This window comes from Vineibacter terrae, assembly GCF_008039615.1.
Lineage (GTDB): Bacteria > Pseudomonadota > Alphaproteobacteria > Reyranellales > Reyranellaceae > Vineibacter > Vineibacter terrae.
In genome coordinates, this window is record NZ_VDUZ01000027.1 from 1 (window position 1) to 12,603 (window position 12,603).

Annotated in this window: 13 protein-coding genes; 4 read left to right on the plus strand and 9 right to left on the minus strand. The window is 68.6% G+C overall.

Going from position 1 to position 12,603, the window contains the following annotated elements; all coding sequences use genetic code 11:
* Positions 1-49: 49 nt before the first annotated feature.
* Positions 50-967, minus strand: a complete 918-nt coding sequence (locus tag FHP25_RS22060) for an alpha/beta fold hydrolase (RefSeq protein ID WP_147849131.1) — start codon at positions 965-967, stop codon at positions 50-52.
* 52 nt (positions 968-1,019) lie between these two features.
* On the minus strand, positions 1,020-1,889 hold the full coding sequence (locus tag FHP25_RS22065) for a phytoene/squalene synthase family protein (RefSeq protein ID WP_147849132.1): 870 nt from the start codon (positions 1,887-1,889) through the stop codon (positions 1,020-1,022).
* Between the two features lie 151 nt (positions 1,890-2,040).
* On the opposite strand from FHP25_RS22065, the gene FHP25_RS22070 reads away from it, so the two are divergent.
* The 3 genes from FHP25_RS22070 to FHP25_RS22080 all read left to right on the plus strand — a co-directional run bounded on the left by FHP25_RS22070 (position 2,041) and on the right by FHP25_RS22080 (position 4,027).
* Positions 2,041-2,634 (plus strand): urate hydroxylase PuuD, encoded by a 594-nt coding sequence (locus FHP25_RS22070; protein WP_147849133.1) that lies wholly within the window; start codon positions 2,041-2,043, stop codon positions 2,632-2,634.
* 221 nt (positions 2,635-2,855) lie between these two features.
* Positions 2,856-3,452, plus strand: coding sequence for a superoxide dismutase (locus tag FHP25_RS22075; RefSeq protein WP_147849134.1), 597 nt, complete (start codon positions 2,856-2,858; stop codon positions 3,450-3,452).
* Positions 3,453-3,610: 158 nt separating this feature from the next.
* Positions 3,611-4,027 (plus strand): PaaI family thioesterase, encoded by a 417-nt coding sequence (locus FHP25_RS22080; protein WP_218578512.1) that lies wholly within the window; start codon positions 3,611-3,613, stop codon positions 4,025-4,027.
* A 75-nt stretch (positions 4,028-4,102) separates the two neighbouring features.
* On the opposite strand, the gene FHP25_RS22085 is transcribed toward FHP25_RS22080, so the two are convergent.
* From FHP25_RS22085 to FHP25_RS22110, 6 genes are all read right to left on the minus strand, one after another.
* Complete coding sequence (locus FHP25_RS22085) at positions 4,103-5,155, minus strand: alcohol dehydrogenase (RefSeq protein WP_147849135.1); 1,053 nt, start codon at positions 5,153-5,155, stop codon at positions 4,103-4,105.
* 309 nt (positions 5,156-5,464) lie between these two features.
* A complete protein-coding gene (locus tag FHP25_RS22090; protein WP_147849136.1) occupies positions 5,465-5,920 on the minus strand; it encodes an Hsp20 family protein in 456 nt (151 codons plus the stop codon).
* Positions 5,921-6,214: 294 nt separating this feature from the next.
* Complete coding sequence (locus FHP25_RS22095) at positions 6,215-7,087, minus strand: GNAT family N-acetyltransferase (RefSeq protein ID WP_147849137.1); 873 nt, start codon at positions 7,085-7,087, stop codon at positions 6,215-6,217.
* A 120-nt stretch (positions 7,088-7,207) separates the two neighbouring features.
* Positions 7,208-7,702 carry a hypothetical protein gene (locus FHP25_RS22100; RefSeq protein WP_147849138.1) on the minus strand — a complete coding sequence of 165 codons (495 nt, stop codon included), beginning with the start codon at positions 7,700-7,702 and terminating at the stop codon, positions 7,208-7,210.
* A gap of 63 nt (positions 7,703-7,765) precedes the next feature.
* On the minus strand, positions 7,766-8,275 hold the full coding sequence (locus tag FHP25_RS22105) for a GNAT family N-acetyltransferase (RefSeq protein ID WP_178133693.1): 510 nt from the start codon (positions 8,273-8,275) through the stop codon (positions 7,766-7,768).
* The gene (locus FHP25_RS22110) at positions 8,268-9,722 is read right to left on the minus strand and encodes an alkaline phosphatase family protein (protein ID WP_147849140.1); all 1,455 of its coding nucleotides are present in this window, start codon (positions 9,720-9,722) and stop codon (positions 8,268-8,270) included. The genes FHP25_RS22105 and FHP25_RS22110 overlap by 8 nt, the downstream gene beginning before the upstream one ends.
* A gap of 153 nt (positions 9,723-9,875) precedes the next feature.
* On the opposite strand from FHP25_RS22110, the gene FHP25_RS22115 reads away from it, so the two are divergent.
* Positions 9,876-11,027, plus strand: a complete 1,152-nt coding sequence (locus FHP25_RS22115; protein WP_147849141.1) for an iron-containing alcohol dehydrogenase — start codon at positions 9,876-9,878, stop codon at positions 11,025-11,027.
* Between the two features lie 602 nt (positions 11,028-11,629).
* Here the strand turns inward: FHP25_RS22115 and FHP25_RS22120 are convergent.
* On the minus strand, positions 11,630-12,538 hold the full coding sequence (locus tag FHP25_RS22120; protein ID WP_178133694.1) for a dihydrodipicolinate synthase family protein: 909 nt from the start codon (positions 12,536-12,538) through the stop codon (positions 11,630-11,632).
* Positions 12,539-12,603: the final 65 nt, after the last annotated feature.

Here is a 12,603-nt window from a genome sequence, read left to right on the forward strand (position 1 = left end):
GCTCCAGCGCCGCATCATGAGCGGCGCTGGAGCGCCGCGGCCCGGCCGGTCAACCCGCCGCCCTGGGCTGCTCCAGCGGCGGAATGGCGGCATGGCAATGCGCGGCCACGCGGGCGGCGAGGTCGTCGCAGAGCTCGTCCGGCAGATCGTGGCCCATGCCCGGGATCAGGTCGAAGCGCGCGCCCGGGACCAGAGCGGCGACATCGCGGCCGCAGTCGGGTGGCAGCAGCGGATCCTCGGCGCCGTGGATGACCAGGGTCGGCGCGGTGATCGTCTTGAGCAGGTCGACGCGATCGCCGCTGGCCATGATCGCCAGGTACTGGCGGCCGATGCCTTCGGGGTAGTAGCGCCGATCGACGTTCTTCTCGACGAAGGCCCTCAGGCTGGCATCGCCGGGCGGGTAGGCCGGGCTGCCGATGATGCGGCGCAACGCCATCGCGTGGCGCACGATCTCCGCGCGGTCGCCGCTCTGCGGGCGCGTCAGCAACGCCTTCATCGCCTCGGGCTTGCCGGGCGGCAGGCCGCGACGCGAGCTGGTCGACATCACCACGGTCATCGACGTGACACGGGCGTGGTGCCAGCCTGCGATCAGCTGCACGATCATGCCGCCCATCGACAGGCCCAGGATATGCGCCTTGGCGACGCCCAGGGCATCGAGCAGGCCGATGCCGTCGCGCGCCATGTCTGTCAGGGTGTAGGGCGCGGTGACCGGCTTGCCGGCGGCGGCGGTGGCGATCGCGCCGGGGAGGTCGGCGGGACCCCACGATCCGAAATCGGTCGACAGCCCCGTGTCGCGGTTGTCGTAGGTCACGACGCGCAGGCCATGGCCGGCCAATGCCGTCACGAAGCGCTCATTCCACAGGGTCAGCTGCGCGCCCAGCCCCATCACCAGCAGGATCGTGGGGTGATCGGGGTTGCCGGTGGTCTCGTAGGCGATATCGATTCCATTGACATGGGCGATGGGCATCAATCTCTCCGCTGCAGAACGGGCCATGCTAGCGGCGGACGCAGGACCATGTCTAATACCGTCCCCAGGCATGGGACCACCACAGAAGCAGCGGCGTGACGCCGGGATTGGGTGCCGGAACGCCGGTGAAGACGTCGAAGTCGATGGCCTCGAGCCGCGCAAGATGCCGTTGCGCGAGGGCTGCCGGCAGCAGCGCCGGCAGGGCCGGGCGCGTGATGCCGGCGCGAGCGGCACGGGCCTCCGCCAGAAGCTGCCGGGCGCGATCGGCAACGGCCCGCAGCACTGGACGCAGGCCGGCTTCGGGCTTGCCGGCGAAGACAGCCTCGGCACTGACGGCCTCGGCTTCCAGCAGGTCGGCCGGCAGCTTCAGGCGCCGGTGGGCGGCCAGGAACGGCGTGGCGCGGATCAGGCCGATCAAGGCCCAGGCGGTCCCGACCTGGCGTGCGGCCTGCTGCGCCGGCGCGTCCTTGATGCCCAGCAGCTCCAGCTCCAGCACCGACACCTCGCCCGAGGTCGCATCGGCGTAGTCCTCGAGCGCCGCCATATCGGGCATCGGGTCGTCGTAGAGGTCATGGGTGCGGACATGCAGGAGGCGCTCGAAACGGGCGCGCGACGGCTGCGCCCGGGTGATGGCGGCGGTCAGCGCCCGCACCACCGGGTGCGGCCGGGCGCTGCCGTCATAGGCGGCGTCGATGGCCTCGCGCCACCACTGCAGGCGGATTTCACCGAGGGTCGGCTCGCTCACCGTCTCGCGCGTGCGGGCGATCTCGAGGTTGAAGGCCAGCAGGGCCCAGAGGTCGCCGCGCGCGGGCTCGGGAGCGAACAGGCTGCACAGGAAACGTTCACGATCGCCCGCGCGGACCTGGTCGCTGCAGGCAAGCCGCGCCTCGGCGAGCGAGTCAGGAGGGGTTTGTAAAGTCATATTGTGCCGTCTTCACTGCCGCCCGGGATTCTATGAGCACTGACCGATAGATCGTTGATCAGGAACGCAATTTCCCGTGCAAGGCTATTCAGGGCGATGCGGGTGTGGTAGTTTGTCGCGGCCTGATGGCATAACAAAAGGGGGAAATCCCATGGCTGCGTTCTTCCAGTCTCTCCAGCGCACGATCATTGCCGGCATCGTGCTGCTGATCGTGATCGTGATCATCGTCGGTATCCTCTCCGGCCAGATGATCAAGCCCGATCATGCCTGGTTCGCGTTCTTCATGCGCTGGCTGCACGTGCTGAGCGGCGTGATGTGGGTCGGCCTGCTCTGGTACTTCAACTTCGTGCAGACCCCGTCAATGCCCAAGATTCCTGACGACCAGAAGCCGGCGGTCACCAAGGTGATCGCGCCGGCGACGCTGTTCTGGTTCCGTTGGGGCGCCGCGGCCACGGTGCTCACCGGCCTGCTGCTGGCGGCGATGAACGGCTACATCGTGCAGGCGCTCACGTTCCAGAAGGGCGCGCATGTCATCGGCATCGGCATGTGGCTGGCCCTGATCATGGCCTTCAACGTCTGGTTCATCATCTGGCCGAACCAGCAGAAGGCGCTGGGCCTGGTCGATGTGCCGGCTGACCAGAAGGCGCCGGCAGCGCGGCTTGCCGGCATGACGTCGCGCATCAACACCATGCTGTCGATCCCCATGCTGTTCTGCATGGTGGCGCAGCAGAACGGTGGTCTGTAAGGTAGCCGCCACAGCTGGAAGCGAGACGCTGCGGAGGCTTCGTTTCATTGGTCATGCGCGTTTTGCCGCATCTGCGGCATTCGCATTGCAGGCCTTCCGCATCGTCGGTTTCCTGTTGCCCCCATGCAGCCTCATGGGGAATGGGGCGTTGGTGCCGTGGGATCGACGCTTCCACGCATTCAGCGATGACGGACACCCATTCAGCGATAACGGAGTTCAAGATGCCATTCGAGTTGCCGCCCCTGCCATACGCCCAGGATGCCCTTGCGCCGCATATCTCGGCCGAGACGCTCGAGTTCCACCACGGGAAGCACCACAAGACCTATGTCGACAACCTGAACCGCCTGGTTGCCGACACGCCGATGGCCTCGATGTCGCTCGAGGACGTCATCATGGCGGCATCGAAGGATGCGGCCAAGGCCGGCATCTTCAACAACGCCGCGCAGGTCTGGAACCACACCTTCTATTGGAACGGGATGAAGCCCGGCGGCGGCGGCAAGCCCACCGGCGCGGTCTCGCGCAAGATCGCCAGCGACCTCGGCGGCTACGACAAGTTCCTCGCCGCCTTCAAGGATGCGGCCACCACCCAGTTCGGCTCCGGCTGGGCCTGGCTGGTGCTCGACAACGGCAAGCTCTCCGTCATCAAGACCGGCAACGCCGACCTGCCCCTGGCGCGCGGCCTGAAGGCGCTGCTGACGATCGATGTGTGGGAGCACGCCTATTACATCGACTATCGCAATGCCCGGCCCAAGTACATCGAGACCTTCATGGAGCATCTCGTGAACTGGGATTTCGTGAACGCCAATCTCGAGGGCTGAGCAGCCTCTCTCTGCAGGCGACGGGAGACGGGGCCGCCACGGCCCCGTTTCTGATTCTGGACTCCGGCGCGTCCACAGAAATGACGTCTGACGTAATTGCCGGCAGCGCTGCCGACCGCTACCGAGGAACGGCAGCAAGCAGACGTGGAGGGAATGAGATGACCGACAATGCCGCCGACTCGATCAACGAGCGCATGCAGGGCCTGCTCGGCACGCTGCTCGGCCTGAAGGTGGTCGAGGCGCGCAAGGACAAGGTCGTGGCCGAGTTCGACTGGCGCCCCGACCTGTGCACGGTCGGCGGCACGCTGCATGGCGGCGCGCTGATGGCGGTCGCCGACCAGGTCGGCGCCACTGCGGCGTTCCTGAACCTGCCGGCCGGCGCCGGCACCACCACGCTCGAGTCGAAGACCAATTTCTTCGCCGGCTGCAAGGCCGGCAAGGTGCGGGCCGAGGCGACGCCGCTGCATGTCGGCGGCCGCACCAGCGTCTGGCAGACGCGTCTCTATGACGAGGCCGGCAAGCTGCTCAGCCAGACACTGCAGACCCAGCTGGTGCTGCTCCCGAAACAGGGATGACGCACGGGGCTCGACCCGGGCGCAGCGCCGGATGCGCGGATCCGACCGGCGCTGCGCGCGGGGGCGGACCGCCTCCTACGGCACGAGCACCGCGCGGCCCATGATCACGCCCTTGCGCAGGTCCTGAAGGGCGGCGTCGGCATCATCGAGCTTGCGCGTGGTGAGCGGAACGGGGGTGACCTTGCCGGCGCGCACCAGCGCCATCATCTCGGCCATCTCCGCCGGACTGCCGGTCACGGAGCCGATGAACTGGGCGCCGGTGAAGGCGAACATCGGCAGCGGTGTCGAGAAGGTGCCGCCGAACAGGCCGACGATGATCAACCGTCCGCCGCGCGCCAGCACGCGCTGGCCGAACTGCGCCGTCGACTCGGCGCCCACGAAGTCGAGGGCGGCGCCGACGCCGGTCCCGCCGGTCAGCTCCATGACCTGCTTGCGGGCATTGGCATCGCGCGGATCGATCGCGGCGCAGGCGCCCTGCTGCAGGGCGAGCTCGCGCTTCCTGGGGTCGATGTCGGCGACGATGGGATCGCGGCCCAGCACGACGCGGGCGAACTGCACGCCCATCAGGCCGACGCCACCGGCGCCGATCACCAGCACCGGCTTGCCGCCGTCATTGCCCTGCGCCTTCTTCACCGCGCCGAAGGCGGTGATGCCCGAGCAGGCGTAGAGGCAGGCAAGCTCGGTCGGCACGCCGGTGTAGTCGAACAGGTACTTGGCATGCGGCACCAGCACATGGTCGGCATAGCCGCCATCGGCGTTGACACCCAGCGCCCGCGGCGACGGGCAGAGATGCTCGATGCCGCTGTTGCAGTACCAGCAGGAGCCGCAGCCGATCCAGGGATAGACGACCGCCTTCTGGCCGACCGTGGCGCCTTTGGCGTCAGGACCCAGCGCCACCACCTCGCCCACGATTTCGTGGCCCATCGTGCGCGGCGGGTTCATCGTCTTCTGGGTGGAGTATTTGTTGCCGCCCCCCATGTCGAAGTAGCCTTCCCACAGGTGCACGTCGCTGTGGCAGACGCCGGCTGCGGTGATGCGCACGAGGACCTGCGTGCCGGTCGGGGTTGGCGTCGGCTCCTCGATCCGCTGCAGCGGCTGACCGAACTCGACGACCTTGTAGCTCTTCATGGACGTGCCTCCTCGCAACGCGCGTTCGATTGCCGCGAAGTGTAGGAGATGCACGGCGCCGCGCGCCACCCTGTTGTTTCGCTCGCATCGCGGCGCGAACGGTGTGGCCGGCGCGGAAAGACACGGAAAAGCAAGCGAGGGCGTCGCGATGATCGCGACGCCCCCTGGGGCGGCCCGAGCGGTGGGGGAGGGGACCCGGGCTGCCCTGTGAAAGGCCGGGCCCGGCGTCATGCGCGCCCTGCCTGCAACGGCGCAGGCAGGGCCTCGATGCGGTGGCTGATCTGGCCTGACGCCGGCCGGCTGTCGCGGCTACTCGGCCGCCTGGAGCTGCGGCCGGCTGGCCGCGGCGCTGGCGATGGGCACGACGCGCGGCTTCTTCTCCTCCGGCACCTCGCGCACGAGGTCGACATGGAGCAGGCCGTTCTCCAGCGACGCGCCGCTCACGCGGACATGGTCGGCAAGCTCGAAACGGCGCTCGAAGGCGCGGGTGGCGATGCCGCGATGCAGGTAGCTGCCATTGACTTCACGCTCGGCGATCTTGCCGACGATGCGCAAGGCGTTCTCCTGCTGGACGATCTCGATGTCCTTGTCCGTGAAGCCGGCCACGGCCAGCGTGATGCGGTAGCCGCTCTCGCCTGACTTCTCGATGTTGTAGGGCGGATAGCCGTTGCCGCCGCTCTCGTTGGACACGGTGTCCAGGAGCTGGAAGACCCGGTCAAAGCCGACGGTCGAACGGAACAACGGCGAAAAATCGAACGTACGCATAGTGACACCCTCCTGTGAGCGATGCATCTGGTGTAGCCCCTTGTGGCGGGCCGATCGTCGCCGCCCCGGATGGGCATCGGCGACAACTCTGAGATGGGATCACTTCCGGAGGGTTCAAGGGGGCCCTACCTCTCCAGCCTGCGGGTTGCGGTTTCGTACATTTTCACTGTCATCCCGAGCGCAGCGAGGGATCTCCTGCGAAAGACGCGCGGTACGCCATTCGCAGGAGATCCCTCGCTGCGCTCGGGATGACAGTGCCTGTGTGTGAACTCCGTAGCGCAGGCGGGAGAGGGATCAGCCGGGGAAGAAGCGGGCGATGGTCCAGTCGAAGGCTGGCCTGAAGCCCAGCGCCGTGTAGACCCGCTGGGCCATGGCGTCCTCCTTCGAGACGGCCAGGCAGGCTTGCCTGGCGCCGTCGCCGGCTGCGTCGCGCAGCAGGCCGGCAACGACGCATTGCGCGTATTTGCGGCCGCGCAGCTCGGGCGGTGTGTAGACGGCGCCGATGTTGACCGTGTCGTCGAGGCTGCCGGTGATGGCGCCATAGGACACCGGCTTGTCGTCGACCGTGGCGACGCCGCCGCGGCGCGCGTCATGGATGGAACGGATCCATTGCCGGGCCTTGAGGTCTGATTCGGCCGACCGTGGATCGCCGAACACCTCCTCGTTGAAGGCGGCATGCCACTCGCTCACCAGGCCCAGCTCCTCGCCCATCGGCGGCCGGACGGCGACCGCGCCCGAATCGAGCGGTTGCGGCACGCCAAGCTGCGCCAGGGCCAGGGTCATGACACTGGAATCGTGCCGGCCCTTGAGCGAGCGGTCGCGAACCAGGCCGTGCAGCAGCGCCCGCTCGACCTGGGCCGTGGGACCGCTCATCTCGATGAGCTCGCGCGGCGCGGCGGCCGCCAGCATGTCGAGGATCTCGTCGATATGAGCCGGCGTCTGCAGCATGCAGACACCGTTCCAGAACAGCGCCGCGATCGATGTGATCGTGCCGTCGTCGCGGATGGTGCCCACCCAGGTCCCGTCATGGCGCTTGCCGTCATCCTCCATGCGGCCATGGGCAAGGTTGGCGCGCAGGAAGAGGTGCGTGTCGGGGCGGCTGTCGAGAAACGCCGCCAGCGCCCCGCGATGGTCCTCGCGCAGCACGCGCACGGTCACTTCGGCCATATGATCTCCCTCCGCCAGCCCGCGCGGATTGACGCGTGAATCGGCGATGGACGCAAGGCCGTATTTGCGTGCCTTCGGGCCGCGCGCATCACGACGCGCAGGCGCGGTCCTGGCAGGCCGCTATGCGGCGTTCCTCATGGCCACCGGCGGATCGGCGTCGGTCGGCGTCATGATATCGGCCTGTCCTGCTTCGGAAGGGCCGCCCATCACCTTGTGGGTCGCGTTCAGGAGCAGGTCCGCGACAATGGCGACGTGCGTCTGCGCGTCGAGCGCGTCGCGGGTCAGCCGCTCGATGCTGCCATTCGCCCAGCCGGCATATTCCTGCATCGCATCGGCCGGCGAGGCGCTCGCCCACATGCGGCTGGCGGTCTTCAGCGCGGCGTGGGTGCCCTCATGGCGGCGCAGGAACCAGGCGCGGCTGATGCCTTCCATGTGATCCAGTAGTCGATCCTGGAACTCCCAGAAGGCTTCGCTTTGCGTTCGGAGCTGGCCGCGTAGCTGCTCGGCCTGGCGATCGAGCGGCGTACCGGCTGGACTGATCGTGCTGTCTGCCATGGTGTCCTCCCGTTGGCTTGTTGCCTGGAACCACACATGCCCATTAAAGCGCATTTGCACGACAGGTCTTTGACATGGCGCAAGCTCCGCGCCGCGACAAGCCCCACGCCAGAAGCGGCGCGGCTAGGGACGCTGCCAGTGCAAATGCTTGCGCATCTTGATCCAGGTCGGCTCAGCATAGCCGTCATGGGCGTGGCGCGACACCTCGGCAAAGCCGTGGCGCGCGAAGAGGCGCTGGTTCTCCGGCAGGGCGAGCCGCACGCCCAGGACGATACCGGCACATTCCCGGCGCCGGGCCTCATCCTCGACGAAGCGGATCAGCGCGCCGGCCACGCCGTGCCGGCGCTGGTCAAGCGGCACGGACAGGCGGCCGAAATAGAGGTCGTGGTCTTCCGGCCTGAACAGGACGGCGCCCACGATCACGGCCGGGGCGCCGAGCCGTGCCGCGACGGCGCCACCGGCCGGCGATGCAAGCTGCGGCGCGATCGACTGCGCCGTCTCGGCCAGCGCGCTGGGCGGCGGCGCCAGCTTGCCATGGTACTCGGCGAAAGCCGTATTGATCATGGCGGCGACGCGTGCTGCGTCGGCTTCGGTCGCACGGCGCACCACGAGCGTGCTGCTGGTGTCAGCCACGGCCGCCTCCGTCGACATAGCGGGTCGCGCCCGCATGCGAGACCACGATGTGATGCGCATGACGGCCGGCCGTCATGGCGAGCCGCCTGGTGTCGTGCGGCGCCATGGCGCCGTCGACAAGGGCCTCGCCGAGCACGCGGCCATCGCATCCTGCCGCGGGCAGGCCCAGCAAGTGCAGGACGGTGGGCATGACATCGATGATGCCGGCGGGGCCGGGCGAGACGAATTGCGTGCGCAGGCCGGCGCCGCCCGCCACCAGCATGTTGCTCATCTCGCGCGGATGCAGGCCGCCATGGTTGCCGCCGGCCGGCGGCAGATCGCTGTCATGCAGGCCGCCGCCCGGCCAGCCGCCGTTCCCGGGCGCGTCGTCATGGGCCAGGGTGAACAGCAGGTCGGCGGCGCGGGCGCTGTCGAGGCCCAGCAGCGTCCGGTTGAAAGTTCCGGGTATCGCGCCGGCGGTCTCGTCCGGTCCGTTGCTGAACAGGGCGCCACACCAGGGCTGCCCGGCCAGCCAGTCGACGACCGCGCGCCCCAGCCCGTCATCGCGCCGGCGCAGCAGCACCGCCGACGCGGAGCCGGGCACCAGGCCCAGATCGGCATCGCCTGAAGCGCGCTTGTCGACGGAGAAGCCGCCCGCCGTCATCGCCCCCAGCAGGTCGATCCGCTCGCGGTTGGTGATGTGCCCGTGGTCGGACACCACGAAGATGGCGCGCCGGTCATGGTTGGGCGCGCGGCGCCAGGCATCGACCACGCGTCCGAACGCGGCATCGACCCCTTGCAACGCGGCCATGGCCTCGACCGACCCGATGCCGCGGTAGTGGTACGTGTAGTCCGGGTCGGTGAACCAGATGATGGCGACATCGGGGTCGACGACAGGCAGGACATGCTCGAGCAGCACCGTGGTGGCGTGATCGATGCGTGCGGTCTGCGGCGTGCCGGCCGCGGGCGGCAGGCCGAAACGCTGCGCGATCTCTGTCCAGGCATCGACGGGCGTGCTGTGCGCCGGTCCGTGCGCCGACCAGCGGAGCTGTCGCAGCGCTTCGGCGCGGTGATGCAGCAGCCAGCCCGAGCCGGTCGAGCCGGTCGAGACGACGGCGAGCGTCCGCCCGGCAGCCGACAGGCGTTCGCCCAGGGACGGCACCGAAATCAGCCCGCCGGCGAAGACGGCATCGGCAGCCTGCAGATCGGCACGCTCCGAGGTTCGGATCCAGCGGTCGGCGAACACGGCGGCAGCATGGAACTGGTTGCCGACCACACCGTGCCGGCCGGCGTGGCAGCCGGTCACCAGGGAAGCGGCGTTCACCCGCGTCTCGCTGGGAAAGACACAGCGGCTGCGCGGGAAACGGCAATGCGCCAATTGGAACGCATGCAGGTTCGGCATCAACGCGGGCGTCACCATGTCCGGCCGCAAGCCGTCAAACACCACGATCAGGCTTCTGGTCGACATCGCGTCGGCGCCTCCTGCCACGCCAGTCGCGCACTATGGGCGAAGCGGGATGCCGGCAGCAATGGCCAGCAGCAACGGCCGCGGCGATGCCCGTGCCATGAATGTTGTATGGCGTGCCGTGGCCGCTATGCTGCCAAGCTTCGGGAGGAAGCCATGGCATTGATCACGTACCTGACCCGCATCCAGTTCGACTTCGGCGCGCTGAAGCTGCTCGACGCCGAGCTGCAGCTGCTGGGCATGCGCCGACCGCTGGTGATCACGGACAAGGGTGTGATCGCCGCCGGCATCTGGGACAAGGTCAAGGCCAGCCTGCCCGGCAACATGCCGGTGACGGTCTATGACGGCACGCCGGAAAACCCGACCGAGCCGGCCATGCGCGATGCGCTGGCGCTGTACATGAGCGAGGGCTGCGACGGCATCATCGCCATCGGCGGCGGCTCGCCGATGGATCTCGCCAAGGCCGTCGGCCTGATGGCGACCCATCCCGGCGACTCGCTGCAGCCTTATGCCATGGTCGAGGGCGGCACGGCGAAGATCACGCCCAAGGTGGCGCCGATCGTCGCCATCCCGACCACATCGGGCACCGGCAGCGAGGTCAGCCGCGGCGGCGTGATCATCATGGACAGCGGCCGCAAGCTGGCGATCGGCAGCCCCAACCTCATTCCGCGCCTGGCGCTGGTCGATCCCGAGCTGACCTTGGGCCTGCCGCCGCATCTCACCGCCGGCACCGGCATGGACGCCATCGCCCACTGCATGGAGACGTTCATGGCGCCGTCGGTCAATCCGCCGGCCGAGGCGATCGCGCTGGACGGCCTCGACAAGGCCTGGCGCCATCTCGAGCGCGCCGTGAGGACCGGCGGCGATCGCGAGGCCCGCTGGAACCTGGCAATGGCGGCGATGGAAGGCGCGATGTGCTTCCAGAAGGGCCTTGGCGCCGTGCATGCGCTGTCGCACCCCAGCGGCGCCCTGAAAGGCCTGCGCCTGCATCATGGCACCCTGAACGCCGTCTACATGCCGGCGGTGATCCGCTACAACGCGCCGGCGGTGGGCGACAAGATCGCGCGCATGGCGCAGGTGATCGGCCTGCCCGAGCGCGAGGCGACCGCGGAGGGGCTCGCCGATGCCGTCGCGGCCATGAACGAGCGCATCGGCATCCCCGCCGGCCTGAAGGCGATGGGCGTGCCGGAGTCGGCTTTCCTGACGGTCGCCGAAGGCGCGCTGGGTGACCACTGCCACCTGACGACGCCGCGCCAGCCGACGAAGGCGGAGTATATCGGCCTGATGGAAGCGTCGTACGGGGCGTGAGCGCTGCCGCGCGAGGCGCGTGAAGGGCTGTGCGGTCTCCCCGGGGGCACGCCGCCCTCGGCGAAACGCGTGACAACAACGACAACAACGACAACAAGTCCCGGTCGTGCCGGGACGCTGCGTTGCGGCACGACCGCCTGACTCCTTCGGTGCGATCCCCATCATTGGGCGACCTCGACGGTGGCGATCCTGGTCGGGGGATATTGGGGGCTGTCAACCGCACGACAAGCGGAACGAAAACAGGCGCTCGCCTTTCTGCTCGCTCGGCAGGGCGATCGCATATGAGGTCAGTCTGCCGAAGCTCAGCGACGTCTTCTACCTTCCCCCGCTTGCGGGGGAAGGTGCCCGAAGGGCGGATGGGGGATGCTGCAGCAACGGAGGTGCTCGATGGGATGCACCATTTGCGTTGAAGCGCCCCCCATCCGGCGCTTCGCGCCACCTTCCCCCGCAAGCGAGGGAAGGTAATCGAAAGCCGACGCTCCCGCCCACATGCGATTGCCCTACGCTTGCGGGGGAAGGTAGTCGAAAATCGGCACTTCCGCCCGTATGCGACCCGACGCGCCAGGGTCAAAGTCGACGCCTCGAGCGCGCCGGTGTGAGCCCTATGCCAGCGGTCCCAGCGCCGTGGCGAAGCGGCGGGCGCATTCGAGGCCGAAGGCGGTCGGGGCGAGACCCGGGGCGCGGTCGTGGATCTCGCCGCGCAGCCCCAGGCGCCAGGCGGCGATGCGCTTGCCGTAGCACACCAGCGCGTCGAGCGACTGCATCACGAACACGATGCCGGGCAGGATCTCGCGGTAGAGGTTCTCCGCGACCTCCTCGTTCTCGGCATCGTCGCGGGTGCGCATCAACCCGAAGATGCGCACCTGGCGGTCGAAGAAGTCGGGCGCCGGGATCATGCCGTCACAGCCGGCGCGCAGATTGTCCGGCAGCTCCAGCCCGCCGCGGCCGTTGAACACGGCAATGCCGCCGTCGGTCGCCTCGACGATCTGGCGGATGGCGGTGACCGAGGCCTCGCCCTTCACCATCACGACGTTGGGGTGGTTGCGGTGCAGTGTCCTGATCGCTGTCGGGCCGAGGCCGACACCGAGATACTCCGGTGCGTTCTGGATGCCGACCGGGATCGGGCTGGCATCGGCGACCGCGCCGAAGAACCGCGTCAGCGTCGGCTCGTCGGGTGTCTCGCCGCGCGGCGGCTGCAGGATGACATAGGCGGCCCCGGCATCGGCCGCGAGGCGGGCGAAGGTGATCTGCTCGTCGGGCGTGCTGCCGGTGACGGTCACCGCGAAGGGACGCCGGCCATCGAGATCCTCGGCCACCCAGGACACCAGCGTGCGCTTCTCGGCGTCGCTGAGCTTGTTGACCTCGGTGGCCAGGCCCAGCACCGCCAGGCCATGCGCGCCTTCACGGACGCAGGCTTCGACCTGGCGGCGCATGGCCGGCCGGTCGAGCGCGCCGGCCTGGTCGAAGAAGGCATAGAGCATCGGCCAGATGCCAAGCGGCCGGGATGTCATGTGCTGCCATTTCCCCCAAAGCTCAGGCCACCGCTCCCAACGCTGATCGGAACGGCGGCTGGTGG

Excerpts from the sequence above, each read along its gene's own strand:
- FHP25_RS22060 (WP_147849131.1), bottom strand. The coding sequence starts at position 967 with ATGCCCATCGCCCATGTCAATGGAATCGATATCGCCTACGAGACCACC.
- FHP25_RS22065 (WP_147849132.1), bottom strand. The coding sequence starts at position 1,889 with ATGACTTTACAAACCCCTCCTGACTCGCTCGCCGAGGCGCGGCTTGCC.
- FHP25_RS22070 (WP_147849133.1), top strand. The coding sequence starts at position 2,041 with ATGGCTGCGTTCTTCCAGTCTCTCCAGCGCACGATCATTGCCGGCATC.
- FHP25_RS22075 (WP_147849134.1), top strand. The coding sequence starts at position 2,856 with ATGCCATTCGAGTTGCCGCCCCTGCCATACGCCCAGGATGCCCTTGCG.
- FHP25_RS22080 (WP_218578512.1), top strand. The coding sequence starts at position 3,611 with ATGACCGACAATGCCGCCGACTCGATCAACGAGCGCATGCAGGGCCTG.
- FHP25_RS22085 (WP_147849135.1), bottom strand. The coding sequence starts at position 5,155 with ATGAAGAGCTACAAGGTCGTCGAGTTCGGTCAGCCGCTGCAGCGGATC.
- FHP25_RS22090 (WP_147849136.1), bottom strand. The coding sequence starts at position 5,920 with ATGCGTACGTTCGATTTTTCGCCGTTGTTCCGTTCGACCGTCGGCTTT.
- FHP25_RS22095 (WP_147849137.1), bottom strand. The coding sequence starts at position 7,087 with ATGGCCGAAGTGACCGTGCGCGTGCTGCGCGAGGACCATCGCGGGGCG.
- FHP25_RS22110 (WP_147849140.1), bottom strand. The coding sequence starts at position 9,722 with ATGTCGACCAGAAGCCTGATCGTGGTGTTTGACGGCTTGCGGCCGGAC.
- FHP25_RS22115 (WP_147849141.1), top strand. The coding sequence starts at position 9,876 with ATGGCATTGATCACGTACCTGACCCGCATCCAGTTCGACTTCGGCGCG.
- FHP25_RS22120 (WP_178133694.1), bottom strand. The coding sequence starts at position 12,538 with ATGACATCCCGGCCGCTTGGCATCTGGCCGATGCTCTATGCCTTCTTC.